This window comes from Actinoplanes sp. NPDC048967, assembly GCF_040649415.1.
Taxonomy (GTDB): domain Bacteria; phylum Actinomycetota; class Actinomycetes; order Mycobacteriales; family Micromonosporaceae; genus Actinoplanes.
The window spans coordinates 98,443-115,375 of sequence record NZ_JBEZFL010000010.1 but is presented as its reverse complement, the minus strand read 5'-3'; the positions used below and the strand labels follow the sequence as shown (position 1 = coordinate 115,375).

General features: G+C 73.1%; 17 protein-coding genes. 11 read left to right on the top strand and 6 right to left on the bottom strand.

The features are described 5' to 3' along the window. The first annotated feature begins 1 nt into the window (after position 1). Positions 2–871 (top strand): hypothetical protein, encoded by an 870-nt coding sequence (locus AB0C12_RS35135; protein ID WP_360554470.1) that lies wholly within the window; start codon positions 2–4, stop codon positions 869–871. Positions 872–965: 94 nt separating this feature from the next. After that, complete coding sequence (locus tag AB0C12_RS35130) at positions 966–1,955, top strand: serine/threonine-protein kinase (protein ID WP_360554469.1); 990 nt, start codon at positions 966–968, stop codon at positions 1,953–1,955. 15 nt (positions 1,956–1,970) lie between these two features. On the opposite strand, the gene AB0C12_RS35125 is transcribed toward AB0C12_RS35130, so the two are convergent. From AB0C12_RS35125 to AB0C12_RS35115, 3 genes are all read right to left on the bottom strand, one after another. Next, complete coding sequence (locus AB0C12_RS35125; RefSeq protein ID WP_360554467.1) at positions 1,971–2,594, bottom strand: hypothetical protein; 624 nt, start codon at positions 2,592–2,594, stop codon at positions 1,971–1,973. A gap of 71 nt (positions 2,595–2,665) precedes the next feature. Then, positions 2,666–3,547, bottom strand: a complete 882-nt coding sequence (locus AB0C12_RS35120) for a universal stress protein (RefSeq protein ID WP_360554466.1) — start codon at positions 3,545–3,547, stop codon at positions 2,666–2,668. Further along, positions 3,544–5,031 carry an amino acid permease gene (locus tag AB0C12_RS35115; RefSeq protein ID WP_360554464.1) on the bottom strand — a complete coding sequence of 496 codons (1,488 nt, stop codon included), beginning with the start codon at positions 5,029–5,031 and terminating at the stop codon, positions 3,544–3,546. The genes AB0C12_RS35120 and AB0C12_RS35115 overlap by 4 nt, the downstream gene beginning before the upstream one ends. 369 nt (positions 5,032–5,400) lie before the next feature. Between AB0C12_RS35115 and AB0C12_RS35110 the strand changes: the two genes are divergently transcribed. From AB0C12_RS35110 to AB0C12_RS35090, 5 genes are all read left to right on the top strand, one after another. Beyond that, positions 5,401–5,751 (top strand): STAS domain-containing protein, encoded by a 351-nt coding sequence (locus AB0C12_RS35110; RefSeq protein WP_360554463.1) that lies wholly within the window; start codon positions 5,401–5,403, stop codon positions 5,749–5,751. A gap of 41 nt (positions 5,752–5,792) precedes the next feature. After that, positions 5,793–6,818, top strand: coding sequence for an alpha/beta hydrolase-fold protein (locus AB0C12_RS35105; RefSeq protein WP_360554461.1), 1,026 nt, complete (start codon positions 5,793–5,795; stop codon positions 6,816–6,818). Positions 6,819–6,829: 11 nt separating this feature from the next. Then, positions 6,830–8,065 (top strand): hypothetical protein, encoded by a 1,236-nt coding sequence (locus tag AB0C12_RS35100; RefSeq protein ID WP_360554459.1) that lies wholly within the window; start codon positions 6,830–6,832, stop codon positions 8,063–8,065. 79 nt (positions 8,066–8,144) lie between these two features. Further along, positions 8,145–8,468, top strand: coding sequence for a metalloregulator ArsR/SmtB family transcription factor (locus AB0C12_RS35095; RefSeq protein WP_360554457.1), 324 nt, complete (start codon positions 8,145–8,147; stop codon positions 8,466–8,468). Next, complete coding sequence (locus tag AB0C12_RS35090; protein WP_360554455.1) at positions 8,465–8,947, top strand: SRPBCC family protein; 483 nt, start codon at positions 8,465–8,467, stop codon at positions 8,945–8,947. Before AB0C12_RS35095 ends, AB0C12_RS35090 begins: the two co-directional genes overlap by 4 nt. Here AB0C12_RS35090 and AB0C12_RS35085 read toward each other — a convergent pair. Next, a complete protein-coding gene (locus AB0C12_RS35085; protein WP_360554453.1) occupies positions 8,944–10,215 on the bottom strand; it encodes an MFS transporter in 1,272 nt (423 codons plus the stop codon). The genes AB0C12_RS35090 and AB0C12_RS35085 overlap by 4 nt on opposite strands. Before the next feature lie 94 nt (positions 10,216–10,309). On the opposite strand from AB0C12_RS35085, the gene AB0C12_RS35080 reads away from it, so the two are divergent. Genes AB0C12_RS35080 through AB0C12_RS35070 form a run of 3 tightly spaced genes read left to right on the top strand, consistent with a single transcriptional unit; the run spans position 10,310 to position 14,818 of the window. Continuing rightward, positions 10,310–10,753 (top strand): DUF5990 family protein, encoded by a 444-nt coding sequence (locus tag AB0C12_RS35080; RefSeq protein WP_360554451.1) that lies wholly within the window; start codon positions 10,310–10,312, stop codon positions 10,751–10,753. Continuing rightward, a complete protein-coding gene (locus AB0C12_RS35075; protein WP_360554449.1) occupies positions 10,750–14,082 on the top strand; it encodes an SNF2-related protein in 3,333 nt (1,110 codons plus the stop codon). Before AB0C12_RS35080 ends, AB0C12_RS35075 begins: the two co-directional genes overlap by 4 nt. Continuing rightward, positions 14,075–14,818, top strand: a complete 744-nt coding sequence (locus tag AB0C12_RS35070; protein ID WP_360554448.1) for a hypothetical protein — start codon at positions 14,075–14,077, stop codon at positions 14,816–14,818. Before AB0C12_RS35075 ends, AB0C12_RS35070 begins: the two co-directional genes overlap by 8 nt. A 203-nt stretch (positions 14,819–15,021) precedes the next feature. Here the strand turns inward: AB0C12_RS35070 and AB0C12_RS35065 are convergent, their stop codons facing one another. Beyond that, positions 15,022–16,068, bottom strand: coding sequence for an NAD(P)-dependent alcohol dehydrogenase (locus tag AB0C12_RS35065; protein WP_360554446.1), 1,047 nt, complete (start codon positions 16,066–16,068; stop codon positions 15,022–15,024). Between the two features lie 193 nt (positions 16,069–16,261). On the opposite strand from AB0C12_RS35065, the gene AB0C12_RS35060 reads away from it, so the two are divergent. Next, positions 16,262–16,567 (top strand): aldo/keto reductase, encoded by a 306-nt coding sequence (locus tag AB0C12_RS35060; protein ID WP_360554445.1) that lies wholly within the window; start codon positions 16,262–16,264, stop codon positions 16,565–16,567. Here the strand turns inward: AB0C12_RS35060 and AB0C12_RS35055 are convergent. Beyond that, positions 16,551–16,907 (bottom strand): nuclear transport factor 2 family protein, encoded by a 357-nt coding sequence (locus tag AB0C12_RS35055; protein ID WP_360554443.1) that lies wholly within the window; start codon positions 16,905–16,907, stop codon positions 16,551–16,553. The genes AB0C12_RS35060 and AB0C12_RS35055 overlap by 17 nt on opposite strands. Between the last annotated feature and the right edge of the window lie 26 nt (positions 16,908–16,933).

The following is a 16,933-nucleotide window of genomic DNA, read 5'->3' as shown; positions in this document are numbered from 1 at the left end:
CATGGGCCCGACGACGACCGCCCGCTACGACCTGGACCCGGCCGCGGCGCGGCGTATCACCGCGGAGTTCCTGGCCGCGCACCCCACGAGCGGCCGGTTCGTGACGGCGGTCGTCGGGCCGGACAGCGACCTGGCCGGAGTCGGCCGGGCCCTGGAACGCCAGGTCTTCTCCGAGACCTTCGGCAACGACGCCACGGTGATGGCCGCCGAGTACGGCCCGTACGAGGCGCGCAGCCTGTTCTTCGTGGTCATCGACCGTAAGCGCGGCGTGCCGGCCGGCGTGGCCCGGATGATCGAGAGCCGCGGCGCCGGGGTCAAGACCGTCGACGACGCCCCGCCGCACGTCGGCGCGGACGTCGCCACCATCCTGGCCGCGCACGGCATGACCGGCGAGAAGGTGTGGGACTGCGCCACCCTCGCGGTCCTCCCGCAGTACCGCGGCCGCCGGTCGGCGCTGCTGGTCAGCACGATGATCTACCGCACCTTCCTGGTCATGGGCCGGCGCCACGGCGTACGGCACGCGGTGTCGATGCTCGACAAGGGCGCGTACCGCAATCTCAAGCTCATCGGCGTGCCGATGCGGACGCTGGCGGACTCGGGACCGTTCGAGTACCTCGGCTCGGCCGAGAACCGCGCCGTCCACATGGACTTCCCGGCCATCGAGGCCGCCGTGCGGGAACAGGCCGCGCGGATGCGCCGAGCCGCCCGGCCCGGCCTGGCCGCGCTGCGCCGCGACGGCGTGCGCAAGCTGCTCACCAAGCGGGTCGCGGCCGGCGTCTCGCTGCGCATCGGTACGGGCCGGGACGTCGACGACCACATCGTCGTCGTGCCGGGTGAGCAGGGCGTGTTCCACCTCGACCCGATCACCTGATGCCCGCGGGGAGCGTTTGCCCTGCCGGAGGCGGGGGTACGTCGCCTGCAACCTCGAGGGGGGCGAACTCGCGGTGACGGAACAGGGGGCGGCAATGCGGACGCTGGGCGGGCGGTATCAGCTCCAGCAGCGCATCGGCATCGGCGGTATGTCCGAAGTGTGGCGTGGACACGACCAGGTGCTGGACCGGCCCGTCGCCGTCAAGATCATGGCGCCCGCGGTCGAGGGCACGCTGGGTGAGGTCAACGGCGTCGACCTGGTCCGCACCGAGGCGCGCTCGGCCGCCCGGCTGGCCCATCCCAACGTCGCCGGGGTGCACGACTTCGGCACGTCGTTGTCGCCGGGCCGCGAGGTGCCGTACATCGTCATGGAGCTGGTCGACGGGCAGACGCTCAGCGAGCACCTCGGCGCCGGGCTCTTCGACTGGCGCATCGCCGTACGGGTCTGCGCCGAGGTCGCGGCCGCTCTGGCCGCCGCCCACGCCGAGCACGTCGTGCACCGCGACATCAAGCCGGCCAACATCATGCTGACCCCGGCCGGGGCCAAGGTCCTGGACTTCGGCATCGCGGCGGCGGTCGGCAGCCACGACCCCGACCCGGACGGCCCGGTCATGGGCACGCCGGCCTACGTCGCCCCGGAACGCTTCGAGGGACTGCCCGCGACCCCGGCCTCGGACATGTACTCCCTCGGCGTGCTGCTCTACCACTGCCTGTCCGGGCGGCTGCCCTGGCAGGCGGCCAGCCACACCGAGCTGGTCGAGGCCCAGCGCCACCGCGACCCGGACCCGTTGCCGGCCATCGAGGGCATGGCGCCGGAGGTGCTCGACCTCTGCTCGCGTTGCCTGCACCGGGACCCGGCCGAGCGGCCCACCGCCCTGGTGGCCGCCCTGCTGCTGGCCGAGGCCGTGGACGCGCGGGTCTACGTGCCGCTGGTGGACCTCAGCTCGGTCATGCCCCGGCCCTCGCGGGTGTCGGCCTGGGACGAGCGCGCGGCCGAGGCCCCGACGAACATGGCGCTGCCGGCCGAGGCCGAGCCCGACACCTCGTACCTCGGTGACCGCCCGGGCCGCCACCGGGCCGGCTGAGCCGGCCCGCCCGCTTCAGCCGCCGATGCGCCCGGCCAGCCAGCGCGGATAGCTCGTGCGGGTGATCGTCCGTTCGGGATGCGCGAGCACGTGCCGCACGAAGCCGGCCCGTTCGTCGTCCAGCTCCGCGAGCTGCCCGGCCGGCGGCGCGACGTGGCGCAGCAGGCCGGCGTACATCCAGTCCTTGCACCGGTACGGCCGCCGCAGCGCCGCCATCGTCAGCTCCGCGAGATCGGCCTCCTGCTCGGCCGGCACCCCGTCGCGGATGAAGTCGCGCAGCACCACCTCCTTGGTGGTCCACGGCGAGCAGCCCCACGACCGGCGCAGCTCCGGCAGGAAGCGCTCTTCCCAGCGCAGGTAGAGCACGGCGTAGGGCGCGTAGTGGGCCCGCACGGCCGGGTCCTGGGCCGCGCAGAACGCGCCGATCAGGCCGTCGAGGGTCAGGTCGAGGCGGCGCTGGGCCGTGTGCACGACGGCCCGGTTGAAGCCCTGCCGGAGCACGATGTGGTCGGCGCGCCGCCGCGACTGCCACGCCTCGGCCAGCAGCGCGTCGTGCCGGGCCAGCGCGGCCGCGCGCCGGGCGTCGTCGGGGGAGACCAGGCCGAAGAGCCACGGCTGGTCGTCGGGGAGCGCGCGCACTGCCGCAGCATGTCAGGTATGAGCCCGGGCCGCCCGGCGGGAGCGCTCCGCGCGGCGGCCCGGGACACCTCTCAGCCGCTGCGCGGGACCACCACGACCGGCCGCCGGGCCCGGCGCATCAGCCGCGCCGACACCCCGCCGAGCAGCACCCGCCGGGCCGGCCCGTAGCCGCGGGAGCCGCAGAAGAGCACGTCCACGTCCTCCAGGTCGGCGAGCGACTCCACCACGTCACCGGTACGGACCTCCCAGTCCGCCTCGACCCCGGCGACCGTCTCCGCCGCCCGGGTCAGCGACAGCTCGTAGGTCTCCCGGGCGGTGTCCAGGAACGCGTGCTCGGCGTCCTGGCCGACCAGGAACGGCAGCGTCGCGTCGGCCTCGGCGACGACGGTGTAGAGCCGCAGCGGGCTGCCCGTCCGCCGGGCCAGCCGGGCGGCCGTCTCGAGCGCCGCGCGGCCGTCGGGCGTGTCCACGTACGCGACGCCGATGCGGCCCACCGCACCCGGCGGCGTCTGCATCCCGGCCGGGGCGACCGCGACCGGGCAGAGGCTGCCGGCCAGCAGCCGGTCGGCGGTGCTGCCGGCGAAGAGGCGGTGTTTCGGGCCGGCCCGGCCCGAGCCCACCACGATCGTCTCGGCCGACAGCTCCTCGGCCAGGTCGTGCAGGCCGTGGGCGGCCGAGGTGGAGGCGACGACCCGGTAGGTGACGTCACTGTGGTCGCCACTCAGCACGGACCGGGCCTGGTCCAGCACCGCCTCGGCGGCCCGGTGCCGGTCGGCCACCCACTCGGCGTCGACCCGGCCCGAGCCGAGCGCGGACGGCGCCGGGTGCACCACGGCCACCACCAGCGGCGCGCCCAGCGTCGTCGCGGCCCACCGGCCGAACACCAGCGCGTCCTCCGCGGAGGGGCCGCCGTCCACCCCGACGACCACCGGGGCGGCGGCCGGGGCGGTCACCGCTGGTCCCCGGGCGGCGTGTCGGGCGTGGTGTCGCGGGCCCAGCTCGGTGTCCCGCCGTCGTCCGGGCGAGCGGTGCGCAGCTTGGAGTGGCGGTAGCCGTACAGGAAGTAGATGGCCAGGCCGAGGACCAGCCAGACGACGAACCGGATCCAGGTGCTCAGCGGCAGGTCCGACATCAGGTAGACGGCGAACAGCACGCCGACGATCGGCAGCACCGGCGACCACGGCACCCGGTACGGCCGCGGCATCTCCGGCCGGGTCCGGCGCAGGATGATGACGCCGATGTTGACCAGGACGAACGCGAACAGCGTGCCGATGTTGACGAGCTTGACGATCTCGGACAGCGGCACCAGCGCGGCGAGGATCGCGATCAGCACGCCGAGGCCGATGGTGAGCCGGGCCGGGGTCCCGTACCGCTGGTTGACCACGGCGAAACGCTGCGGCAGCAGGCCGTCGCGGCACATGGCGAAGAAGATGCGGGTCTGGCCGTACAGGATGACCAGCACCACGCTGGTGATCGCCACGACCGCGCCCAGCGCCAGGATCGACGCCGCCCAGCTGATCCCGGCCCCCTGGTCCAGGGCCGCGGCCAGCGGCGCGTCGGTGGCCTCGAGCTGCGCCGGGCTGGCGATGCCGATGGCGCCGACCGCGGTCAGCACGTAGAAGATCGTGCAGATGATCAGCGAGCCGATGATCGCCAGCGGCAGGTCGCGGGCCGGGTTGCGGGCCTCCTCGCTGCCGGTGGAGACCGCGTCGAAGCCGATGTAGGCGAAGAAGATGATCGCCGCCGCCGCGGTGACCCCGTCGACGCCGCTCGGGGCGAACGGCTGGAAGTTGCCGGTGCCGAAGTTGAACAGCGCCACCACGATGAAGAACAGCAGCACCGACAGCTTGACGCCGACCATCACCAGGTTGACCCGGGCGCTCTCGGTGACGCCCCGCACCAGCAGGGCGGTGATCGCCAGCACGATGAAGACGGCGGGCAGGTTGAAGATGCCGCCGTCCTCGGGTGACTTGGCGATCGCGTCCGGCAGGGCCACCCCGAACGCCGAGTCGAGGAAGGCGTTGAGATTGCCGCCCCAGCCGACCGCGATGGCGGCCACCGAGACCCCGTACTCCAGGATCAGGTCCCAGCCGATGATCCAGGCCACGATCTCGCCCAGGGTCGCGTACGTGTAGGTGTAGGCGCTGCCGGAGACCGGGATGGACGAGGCCAGCTCGGCGTAGGACAGCGCGGAGAACGCGCACGCCACCGCGGCGAGCACGAAGGAGAGGATCACCGCCGGGCCGGCCACGCCGGCCCCCTCGCCGATGACCACGAAGATGCCGGTGCCGATGATGGCGCCGACGCCCATGGCGGTCAGCTGGGTGGCGCCGACGGCCTTCTTCAGGCCGTGGCCTTCCTCGGTGGTCTCGGAGATCAGCGAGCGGACATCGCGGATCGCGAAGATCCCCGGCCTTCGGTTCGAGCCTGTGACCATGCTGGGTCCACCCTCCACATGCCTCGGCGGCCGCGTGGAGACCGCCGTCGTGGACACCTCCCCGGCCGCGCCCCGGGAGTGGCCGGATGCGAGCGGGTGCATCGGTGACCACCGCTGTCACCGTGGCCGCTCACCTGCGGAAACCGCAAGATGATCTGCATGATGTGGCGAACTTGCCCGCTCAGGTTGCTCTTTGCCTTTCGTGATGGGTGGCGCTGCTGCTCTTTGCGCCTCGCGGTGGGTGACGTCGCCATGACGCTCGGCGCACCGGCTGTCCGCTCGGCGCACGGAAACGTCCGGCAGCCTGCGAGGTGAACGGCGGGCGTTGTAGCGTGGGCCCACGGGTAACCGGGTGCGGAGGACGAGACCATGGGCGAGGCCGTGATGACCACGCGGCGGCAGGCCGACGGCGCGATCGTGGTCGACGTGCGCGGCTCGCTGGACGCGGCCACCGTGGACGCGCTGCGGCACGCGCTGGTCAGCACCCTGCACGGCGAGCGCCCGGTCTCGATGATCGTCGATCTGACCTTCGTGACGTTCATGGATTCGATGGGCGTCGGCGCGCTGGTCTCCGGCTACAACGCCGCGCGCGAGACCGGTAGCCGGTTCGTGCTGCGCAACCCCAGCGAGTTCGTGCACCGCCAGCTGCGGATCACCGGCCTGGCGGAGATGTTCGGGCTGCCGTCGGCGTCGCCGGGCCCGCAGACATACACCCCCTGAGACTGCTGCCGGGCGGGCCGTCGGCCGGTTATGGTGCCGTCATGGAACCGGCGGTGGGGGCGTGGTGCGACGGCACCGAGGTCTGCTTCCGGCTCCAGGATCATGAGCATCGGCTGACCGCGGTCCGGCTGCGTTCCGGCGTGGCCGCCGGCGACTTCGCCTACGACGGCGAGAGCCGCACCTGGCAGCTGCGCCTGCCCCGCCCGGCCGTGCACCGCATCGAGTACCGGCTCGAACTGGGCCACGGCGACGGCAGCACCGAGACCGTGGCCGATCCGGACAACCCGCGGCGCGAGGGCGACGCCTCGGTCCTGTGGTGCCCCGGCTACCGCGAGCCCGGCTGGCTGCACCTGCCGCAGACCACCGGCCAGTGGCGTGACGTCTACCTGCCGCTGCCCACCCTGCACGGCGAGATGGTGGCCCGGATCTGGTCGCCGGACACGCCCACCGACCGGGTGCTGGTCGCGCACGACGGGCCCGACTACCACCGGTACGGCGAACTGGGCCGTTACACCGCGGCGATGATCGGGGCGGGTCGGGTGCCGCCGTACCACCTCGTGCTGCTGCCGCCGGGGGAGCGCTTCGAGTGGTATTCGGCCGGTCCCGCGTACGCCCGGGCCCTGGCGCGCGACGTGCTGCCCAAGCTCGCCGCCGAGCTCGGCACCGACCGGCCGGTGCTCGGCGCCGGCGCCAGCCTCGGCGCCCTGGCCATGCTGCACGCCCAGCGCCGCCACCCACAGCGCTTCGCCGGGCTGTTCCTGCAGTCCGGCAGCTTCTTCCAGCCCCGCTACGACCGGCAGGAGTCGGGCTTCCGGCGCTACCTGCGCATTGTTCGGTTCACCGGCCGGGTGCTGCGCGCCCCCTCGTTCGCGAGTCCGGTCCCCACGGTCATCACCTGTGGTGCGGTGGAGGAGAACCTGGCGAACAATCGCGACATGGCGGCGGCACTGGGCCGCCAGGACTACCCGGTCAGCTTCACCGAGGTCCCCGACGCGCACAACTGGACCGGCTGGCGCGACGCCCTCGACCCGCACCTGACCACGTTGCTGCAGACAGTGTTCCACTAACAGGAGGCGCCATGGCCGACGTCGAGCACACCATCGGACTGCTGCTGGGCACCGAGGACGACTGGCCGCGGGCGTACGAGGCGTTGCTGCGCCGCGTCGGACTGGTCACCGACGCGCAGGGCCGTACCCACCGCACCCGCAGCGTGCGGGTCACCATCGAGCCGTTCAACCTGCGCGACTCGCCGAAGCACGACCTGGTCATCGACCGGCTCGCCTACTGGTACTACCACCCGCGCGAGTGGCTCAAGAAGATCGCGCTGATGGACGACGTGTACCTGCTGAACAGCCCGTTCACCTTCCAGTCGATGGAGAAGCACGCCGCGTACTGCGCGATGCTGCGGCTCGGGCTCAAGGTGCCGGAGACCGTGCTGGTGCCGTTCAAGAACCCGCTGGACAACTCCCGGTACGCCTACACCGCGGCGCGCTACAACCAGTCGTTCGACCTGGAGGCGCTGGCCGAGTCGGTGGGCTACCCGATGTACATGAAGCCGTACGACGGCGGGGCCTGGGTCGGCGTCTCCAAGATCCGCAACGTGGCGGAGCTGCACGCCGCGTACGACGCCTCCGGCGAGCGGCTCATGCACCTGCAGGCGGCCGTCGAGGACTACGACGTCTTCGCCCGCTCGCTGACCATCGGCCCGGAGACCATGGTCATGAAGTTCCGGCCCGAGCTGCCCATGCACGAGCGCTACGCGGTGGACCACAACTTCCTCACCCCCGAGGTGGGCGACGAGGTGGTGACCATCTCGCGGCTGGTCAACGCGTTCTTCCGGTGGGAGTTCAACAGCTGCGAGTCGCTGGTCAAGGGCAGCGAGGTGCACCCGATCGACTACGCCAACGCCTGCCCCGACGTGGCGGTGACCTCGCTGCACTACTACTTCCCGTGGGCGATGTCGGCCCTGCTGCGCTGGACGATCTACTGCGTCGTCACCGGGCGCAAGCCGCGGCTGGACACCGACACCGCCGAGTACTTCGCCGTCGCCGACGATCCGTCGCTGGACTACGGGCAGAAGCTCGCCCGCTACCGCCGGCTCGCCGACGACTACTTCGAGATCGAGCGGTACGAGGAGTTCTGCGCCAAGTACCTGGGCCACGTCGACGAGATGGTCGCCGACTGGGTCGGCTCGGAGGAGTTCCGCTCCCTGCTGCGCGAGACGGTCCGGGCGATGTACCCGCCGCACGAGCACGAGCGCTTCCTCGGCCACTTCAACGGCCTCATCGACGCCTGGCTGCGTGACCACGGCTGAGTCGCGCCGGGCCGCCGCTTCGGTGGCGCCCGCACCCGCCCCTTGACGAGGACCATCGGTAAGTCGTAGCTTTCCGTTCGTGGCTACTTACCAAGCGGAGGACGGGTGGGACGCGTTGGGCGATCCCAGCCGGCGCGCCATCCTCGAGTGCTTGGCCGTACGGCCCCGGGCCGTCGGGGAGCTCGCCGACGAGCTGCCGATCAGCCGGCCGGCGGTCTCCCAGCACCTGAAGGTGCTCAAGGAAGCCGGGCTCGTCACCGATCGCGCGGCCGGCACCCGCCGGGTCTACCGGCTCAACCCGGCCGGCGTGGGTGCGCTGCGCGATCAGCTCGAGACGTTCTGGACCCGCGCGTTGGAGGGCTATCAGGACGTCGCCGACCAACCGACCGAGGAGACGTCATGACCGGGACAGCCGACCAGGTGGTCCGCCGCCAGATCGTCGTGCAGGCACCCATCGACCGCGCGTTCACCCTGTTCACCGAACGCTTCGGCGGCTTCAAGCCGAAGGAGCACAACCTGCTGGGGGCGCCGATCGTCGAGACCGTGTTCGAGGCCAAGCCCGGCGGGCACATCTACGACCGGGCCGCCGACGGCAGCGAGTGCCGCTGGGCCCGCGTGCTGGCCTGCGACCCGCCGGACCGGGTGGTCTTCAGCTGGGACATCAGCCCGCAGTGGCAGCTCGAGACCGACCTCGCGCACGCCAGCGAGGTGGAGGTCCGCTTCGTCGCCGAGACCCCGCAGCGCACCCGCGTCGAGCTCGAACACCGCCACCTCGACCGGCACGGCCCCGGCTGGGAGTCCGTCCGCGACGGCGTCGCCCACGACGAGGGCTGGCCGCTCTACCTGAACCGCTACGCCGCCCTGATCGACCAGGCAGGCTAGCCGGGCATCCCGGCGGCGGCGGCGGGCCGTCGCCGGGTGGTGGCGTACAACGCGAGCAGCAGCAGCGACAGCACGATCAGCGCCGGGCCGAGGACCTGCGCGCCCATCCGGTCGATCAGGACCCCGACGCCGGCCGGGATGAGGGCGCCGCCGAGGCCCGACGCGCCGATCTGCACGCCGATCGTCCGGTCGGCGTGCAGCGACCCGACCCGGTCGGCGGTGGTCAGCGTGAGCAACGGGAACACCGGCGCCGCCGCGAACCCGATGACCATCAGGCCGGCCACCGCCAGCCAGCCCGGGCCGGGCAGCGCCACCAGCACCGACCCCGCGACCAGGCCCAGCAGGCTGCCGACCAGGATGCGGGTGGTGCCGACCCGCTCGACGACGAACCCCTGCACGACCCGGCCGACGAACAGGCTGGCCCAGTACGCCGACACGCAGATGCCGGCGACCGTCGCGCTGATCCCGCGCTCGCCGGTGAGGAACAGGAACGCCCACAGCCCGGCGCTGATCTCCAGCGCCACATAGACGGCGAAGGCCGCCGCACTGATCCACACCGCGGGGATCGCCAACGTCACGGCGATCCGCGTCGGGACGGGTGCTCCGCTGCCCGCCGCCTGCTCCCCGGTCGTCGGCCGGGTGCGGTGCTGAGCCCAGGAACGACGTGTCAGGGCGAACGCGACCGCGAGCAGCGCCTGGCCGGAGGCGACGATCCCGTAACCCCAGTGCCAGGAGATCCCGCCGCTGAGCACAGCGGTCATGATGAGCGGCCCGATGGCGACGCCGAGGCCGAAGAAGGCGTGCATCCAGTTCATGTGGCGGGGCCCGAACGCGCCGGCCGCGTACGCGTTGAGCCCGGCGTCGATGGCCCCGCCCCCGAAGCCGGCGATCAGGGCACAGGGCACGAGGAAGGCGAAGGCCGGCGAGATCGCGTACCCGGCCAGCGCCAGACTCGCCAGCGCGGTGCTGACCGCCAGGAGCGGGCCCACCCCGAGGCGGGCGATGCTGAAGCCGGCCGCGACGCTCGACACCAGATAGCCGGCCGTACCGGCGAACAGCAGCAGGCCGACGGTGTCGGTGCCGACCCGGAACTCCGTGGCCATCGACGGCCAGCCGACCCCGAGCAGGCCGTCCGGCAGGCCGAGGCTGATGAAGGCGAAATAGGCCAGCACCAGCACCGACAGGCGAACAACCGGCGCCGCGCCCGGCGCCCCGGCCGGCGTCGGCGGAAGGGCATCGGCAGCGGCGTCGGGCGGCAACGAAGTCACCGGGCCATGGTGGCACGCGAGCGGGGCCGCGCGATGCCCCACGGGGATCGGCGCCGCGGCGGAATTGTCGGGGGGTCGGCCTAGAGTTCAGGACGTGCATATCCGGATCGAGGGCAGCGACCTGCCCGGGCGCCGCACCGGCGCGCAGGCCGACGAGCTGCGGCTGAGCAACGTGCAGGTCGGCGTCCAGCGCAAGCAGGAGGTCGTCGAACGGATCAGCGCCACCGCGGCCGCCGCGGTCTGGGAGTTCGAGATCACCAGCCGCGAGGTCGACGACCTGCTCGACGTCGGCGGGCCCTACGTGCACGGCCGGCCCGGCGCCCGCTTCCTGTACCTGAGCTGGGGCGCGGTGCACGGCGAGACCTTCGCGGGGTTCCGGCGGGCCAAGCTGATGTTCGGTGACATACCGACGCCGCTGCTGCGCGCGGCGCACGACAACGACGGCACCCTGGTGGCCCGGCTGGGCCTGACCGACGCGGCCGGCGGCCCACGCTGCGCCCGGGTACGCCCACCCGACATCACCTGGCAGCTCGCATGACGGCACCCCGGGCCGACGGGGTCACGGTCCTGCACGGCTTCATCGCCCGCGACGGCACCCTCTGCCTCTGGGCCGAGACCGACCACGCCCCGCCGGGTGCGGCGCCGGAGAGCGGTCACGCCTTGCGGGACGCCGGCTCTGAGGCCGGTCATGTCGCGGAGGTCGAGGTTCTGGAGGGCGGTCACGCCTTCCGGGACGCCGGCTCCGAGGCCGGTCATGTCGCGGAGGTCGCGGTTCTGAAGGGCGGTCACGCCTTCCGGGACGCCGGCCCTGAGGCCGGTCATGTCGCGGAGGTCGCGGCTCCGGAGAGCGGTCACGCCTTTCCGGACGCCGGCTCCGAGGCCGGCCACGTCGCGGTTTCCGGGACGGCTGTGGGTCCGGCAGTCCCGTCCGAGGGCTTCGGGCGTGCCTCCGTAACCGTGCAGCGGCGTTCCGGCGCCAGGCGGGCGCGGCCGCGCGGGGCCGTGCCCGAGCACGGCTTCGCCTTGCGGCTGGCCGGGCCGGGGCGGGCCGCGACGCTGGTGCTGCCGTCGACGAGCACCGGGCCGTTGCCCTCGCCGCAGCTCGGGCTGCCGCCGCGACGCGGCGAGCCCCGCCTGCGGGCCTGGTCCGTGCCCGCGGTCACCGTGCCGTTCGTGACCGCCGACCTCGCCGACGAGTACGGCGGTCGCGCCGCCCCCTCGTTCAGCTATCTCGCCGAGGTCTGTGCCTTCGCCGCGTCGCTCGTCGCCCGCGGCCGGGTCCTGCCCGGCGTGCTGCGCGACGGCCCGCGTCCCCGCGCGGTCTGGCGGCTCGTGTTGACCGGGGCCGACGCCGCCCGGCACGCCGACCTGGTGCGCCGCATGCCGGCCGCCTGCCGCGCCGAACGCGCCCGCCCCGGCGACGTCGACGGGCTGCCGGCCGCCGACACCCTGCACGCCGGGCTGCACCGGCTCGTCGACGGGCTGGTCCGCACCCGGCTCGCCGAGGCCGGCGTGTCCCTCGACGGCGCCGTCTGGCTGACCGCCCTGGCCGCCGAGCCCGAGTTCGACGCGCGGCCCGGCGAGCTCGATCCGCTCACCGACGCCCTCGACGCCTGGCATGCCGAGGCGACCAGCGGCGCCGCCGTCCGGTTGTGCTTCCGGCTCACCCACCTCGACGACCTGGAGCCGGAGGAGCCCGATGCCACCGGCACCCCCGAGCCGGTCGTGGCCGAGGACGCCTGGCTGCTCGAGTTCCTGGTGCAGCCGCTGGACGAGCCCAGCCTCCTGGTCACCGCCGAGGACGTGTGGCGGGACCGCAGTGCGCCGCTACGGCGCTGGACCCACCACCCGCACGAGCGGTTGCTCGCCGGCCTCGGCCGCGCCGCCCGCCTGTTCGGTGACCTCGACGCCGCCCTGCGCGTGGCGCGGCCCACCGAGCTCGTCCTCGACACCGAGGGCGCGCACCGCTTCCTGAGCCACGCCACCCTGCTCGAACAGGCCGGTTACGGCGTCCTGCTGCCCGCCTGGTGGCGTGAGCCGCAGAGTCTCGGCCTGGCGCTGGAGGTCCGGCCCCGCGACGAGACCGCCCCGGTGTTGCGCGACGACGCCGCCGACCTGGCCACCATCGTCGGCTACAACTGGGGTCTCGCGCTGGGCGGGCGCACGCTGACCGAGGACGAACTGGCCGACCTGGCCCGGGTGAAGGTGCCGCTGGTGAAGCTGCGCGGCCGGTGGGTCTACCTCGACCCGGAACGGCTGCGGGCCGGGCTCGAGTTCCTGCGGCGCGGCGGCGGCACCATGACCGCCGGGGAGGCGCTGCGCCTGATCCGGCTGCTGCCGCCCGAGGAGCTGCCGCTGCCGGTGACCGCCTTCGGGGGCAACGGGTGGCTCGCCGACCTGCTCTCCGGGCGGCTGGGGGAGCGGCTGGAGCTGCTGGAGCCGCCCGCGGGGCTGGCCGGTGAGCTGCGGCCTTACCAGTTGCGGGGTTTCTCCTGGCTGGCGTTTCTGGACGGGCTGGGGGTGGGCGCCTGCCTGGCCGACGACATGGGTCTGGGCAAGACGGTCCAGCTGCTGGCGCTGCTGCTGCACCGCGGGGGCGGGCCGACGTTGCTGATCTGCCCGCTGTCGGTGCTGGGCAACTGGCAGCGCGAGGCTGCCCGTTTCGCGCCCGGGCTGCGGGTCCGGGTGTTGCACGGCGCCGATCGGCCCGAGCCGGCCGAGCTGCTCGACGGGGCGGAGGTGGTGCTGACGACGTACGCGATCGCCGCCCGCGATGCCGACCAGCTGGCCGCCGTGGCCTGGGACCGGGTGGTTCTCGACGAGGCGCAGCACATCAAGAACAGCGCGGCGGGCGTGGCCCGGGCCGTCCGCCGTTTCCCGGCGCGGCACCGGGTCGCCCTCACCGGCACCCCGGTGGAGAACCGCCTGGCCGAGCTGTGGTCCATCCTGGACTTCCTCAACCCCGGGCTGCTGGGCAGCGCGCACACGTTCCGCGCCCGCTACGCGGTCCCGATCGAGCGGTACGCCGACGAGGACGCCGCCGCCCGGCTGCGCCACGCCACCCGGCCGTTCATGCTGCGCCGGGTCAAGGCCGACCCGGCCGTCATCCAGGATCTGCCGGACAAGCGGCACACCCGGCACCTGTGCGGGCTGACCGTCGAGCAGGCCACGCTCTACCAGGCGGTGCTCAACGAGATGAGCGAGCGGCTCAAGGAGGAGACCGAGATCCGCACCAAGGGCATCGTGCTGTCCGCGATGACCAAGCTCAAACAGGTGTGCAACCATCCGGCGCAGCTGCTCGGCGACGGTTCCCCGCTGCCCGGGCGCTCCGGCAAGCTGGAACGGCTGGAGGAGATCCTCGACGCCGCCCTGGCCGACGGGGAGAGCGTGCTGTGCTTCACCCAGTTCGCCCGGTTCGGCGCGATGCTGGTGCCGCACCTGGCCGCCCGGTTCGCCGTACCGGTGCGTTATCTGCACGGCGGCACGCCGCGCCGCGAGCGGGACGCGATGGTGGCGGCGTTCCAGGCCGACCGCCGCCCCGGGATCTTCGTGCTGTCGCTGAAAGCCGGCGGCACCGGCCTCAACCTGACCGCCGCCAACCACGTCGTGCACGTCGACCGCTGGTGGAACCCGGCCACCGAGACCCAGGCGACCGACCGGGCCTTCCGCATCGGCCAGCACCGGGACGTCCAGGTGCACACCCTGGTGTGCCTCGGCACCCTGGAGGAACGCATCGACCGGCTCATCACCGACAAGGGTGTGCTGGCCGAGCGGGTGGTCGGCAACGGCGAGGGCTGGCTGACCGGCCTGAGCACCGACGACCTGCGGTCCCTGCTGGCGCTGTCCCCGGAGGCCGTCGGTGAGTGACCGTTTCTCGGCGCCGTTCATCGCCATGTTCGAGTCCCTGCGGATGGCGCCGACGTTCGCCCGCGGCCGCCGCGACGCCCGGGCCGGGCACGTGCGGCACCTGGCGATCTCCGGCAGCCTGGTCGCCGCGCAGGTGCGCGGCCCGGACGACCCGGCGGCGTTCCGGTCCCGGATCGCGGTCCGGGCCTTCGGCGCCGCGGAATGGGCGCGGATCGAGGACGACCTGGCGGCCCAGGCCCGGTACGTGGCCGACCTGCTCGCCGGACGGATGCCGGACGACATCGACGCGGTGTTCACCCGGGCCGGGCTGACCCTGCTGCCGTTGTCGCTGGACGAGGTGGCGATGGACTGCTCGTGCGAGCGCTGGCCGATGCCGTGCGTGCACCTCGCCGCGACCTGCTACGCGCTGGCCGAGTCGTTCGAGACCGACCCGTTCGGCGCGTTCACCTGGCGGGGGCGGGGCCGTGACGAGTTGCTGACCCGGCTCAGCCAGCTGCGCGGGACGGTGACTCCCGCGCCGGAGCCACGGGAGGAGGCGGCGGACGCGGGTCTGGGCGAGCTCGCCGATTTCTGGGGCGGCGCCACCACGACGATGACCCTGCCGGTTCCCGACGCCGGCCGGCCCGACCTGTTGCTGGATCAGCTCGACCCGCCGCCGCTGCGCCCGGGTGGCGTGCCGCTGATCGAGGCGCTGCGGCCCGCGTACCGGGCGCTGCCGGGACAGCCTGGAGAGTGAGCCGTCCGGCGTGACGCCGCCGCCGGGGAGCGGCCGACGACGTCACTGGTGCAGATACTCCGGATCCGGGGCGGGCTGATCGTTCGGGTCCGGGACTGCTTCGCGTCGAGCTGACCGCTCGACGGCCTGCGCGCAGCCGGCCCGGTCGACGACCGGGCCGGCTGCGGGAGTGGGCCGGCTGCGGGAGTGGGCCGGCAGCGGGATCAGGCGAAGGTCGCCGCGTCGATGACGAAGCGGTAGCGCACGTCGGAGTTCACGACCCGCTCGTACGCCTCGTTGATCTGCTCGGCCGGGATGGTCTCGATCTCCGCCCCGATGCCGTGCTCGGCGCAGAAGTCGAGCATCTCCTGCGTCTCCCGGATCCCGCCGATCGTCGATCCGGCGAACGCCCGCCGCTTCGGGATCAGCGAGAAGACCTGCAGCGAGAGCGGCTTCTCCGGGGCGCCCACGTTGACCATCGTGCCGTCCACGGCCAGCAGCGACAGGTACGCGTCCAGGTCGAGCGACGCGCTCACCGTGTTGATGATCAGGTCGAACGAGTCCGCCAGCTCGGTGAACGTGTCCGGGTCGGAGGTCGCGTAGTAGGCGTTCGCGCCCAGGCGCAGCCCGTCCTCCTGCTTCTTCAGCGACTGGGACAGGACCGTCACGTCCGCGCCCATGGCGTGGGCGATCTTCACGGCGACGTGGCCGAGCCCGCCCAGGCCGACGACGGCGACCTTCTTGCCGGGGCCCGCCTGCCAGTGGCGCAGCGGCGAGTACGTGGTGATGCCCGCGCACAGCAGCGGTGCGGCGACGTCGAGCTCGAGGCCGTCGGGGATGCGGACGACGAACCCCTCGGTGACGACGATGCTCTGCGAGTAGCCGCCCTGGGTGGGCCGGCCGTCCTTGCCGACACCCGCGTACGTGCCGGTGTTGCCCTTGGCGCAGTGCTGTTCCTCGCCCGCGGTGCAGTACCGGCACTCGCCGCAGGAGTCGACCATGCAGCCGACGCCGACGCGGTCTCCGACGGCGTACTTCGTCACCTGGTCGCCGACCTCGGCGACGATCCCGGCGATCTCGTGCCCGACCACGATCGGGTACGGGGTCGGTCCCCACTCGCTGCGCGCGGTGTGGATGTCCGAGTGGCAGATGCCGGCGTACTTGATGTCGATCCGGACGTCGTGCGGGCCGACGTCGCGGCGCTCGATCGTGGTCGGCGCCAGCGGCTCGGTGGCCGACGGGGCGGCGTATGCCTTCACGGTGGTGGTCACGGTTCTCCTCGGTGTTCCGGTGCTGTGCGTCCAGGTAACCGCCGGCCGTCCGGATGTGGGAGGGCCTGACGATGGGGGTACTGGTGGAACCTCCCAGCGCGGCCCGGCCCGGCACGACGTCCGGGGCGGGACACCGCGCCCGGCTGTAGGTGCCCTCACGAGCTCCCGTTATGCCTGCCGAAGGGGTAGCGCGGTGGAGAGGCGACCGCTGGGCCGGACCGGAGTGCAGGTCAGCCAGCTGTGTCTCGGCACCGTGACGTTCGGCGACGGAGGGACCAGGGACCACGACGAGAGCATCAAGATCGTACATCGGGCGCTGGACGCCGGGATCACGTTCGTCGACCTCGACGGGACGCCGGGCGCGCTCACCGACCTGGTCCGGGCCGGCAAGATCCGCTGTCTCGGCCACTCCACGGAGAACCCGGCCGGCAACGGCTGGGCCGGCCCGGCTCTGCTGCCCGCCGCTGAGCCCGGCGACCATGTCAGCTCATGGAGCTGAACTGGACCGCGGCCAGCTTCCAGGCGCCCGCCTGCCGGACCCACACGTGACTGACCCGGACGGTCAGGTCGATGGGTGTGCCCTGCCAGGTGGCCCGGCACCGCTGCACGCCGCGGACGATCGCGGTGCCGTCGTAGTGCCGGACGTCCGTTTCGGTATTGTCGACGGAGAGGAACCGGAAATCGTCGTGGCGGGCGATCCACTGCTGTCTGCCGAGCACGTATCCCTGTTCGCCGATGGACCGGAAATCGTCGGCCAGCAACGATTCCAGCCGGCCGGTGTCGCCGTGCAGCTCCGCCTCGTCGAAGGCGGCCTGCAGGGTCAGGATCTCGTCCGTCATGATTCCTCGGGTCCGGTCCGGGCCGC

Bases quoted from the DNA above. Each gene is read 5' to 3' on its own strand.
- AB0C12_RS35135 (WP_360554470.1), top strand. From the start codon at position 2: ATGGGCCCGACGACGACCGCCCGCTACGACCTGGACCCGGCCGCGGCG.
- AB0C12_RS35130 (WP_360554469.1), top strand. From the start codon at position 966: ATGCGGACGCTGGGCGGGCGGTATCAGCTCCAGCAGCGCATCGGCATC.
- AB0C12_RS35115 (WP_360554464.1), bottom strand. From the start codon at position 5,031: ATGGTCACAGGCTCGAACCGAAGGCCGGGGATCTTCGCGATCCGCGAT.
- AB0C12_RS35110 (WP_360554463.1), top strand. From the start codon at position 5,401: ATGGGCGAGGCCGTGATGACCACGCGGCGGCAGGCCGACGGCGCGATC.
- AB0C12_RS35105 (WP_360554461.1), top strand. From the start codon at position 5,793: ATGGAACCGGCGGTGGGGGCGTGGTGCGACGGCACCGAGGTCTGCTTC.
- AB0C12_RS35100 (WP_360554459.1), top strand. From the start codon at position 6,830: ATGGCCGACGTCGAGCACACCATCGGACTGCTGCTGGGCACCGAGGAC.
- AB0C12_RS35090 (WP_360554455.1), top strand. From the start codon at position 8,465: ATGACCGGGACAGCCGACCAGGTGGTCCGCCGCCAGATCGTCGTGCAG.
- AB0C12_RS35075 (WP_360554449.1), top strand. From the start codon at position 10,750: ATGACGGCACCCCGGGCCGACGGGGTCACGGTCCTGCACGGCTTCATC.
- AB0C12_RS35055 (WP_360554443.1), bottom strand. From the start codon at position 16,907: ATGACGGACGAGATCCTGACCCTGCAGGCCGCCTTCGACGAGGCGGAG.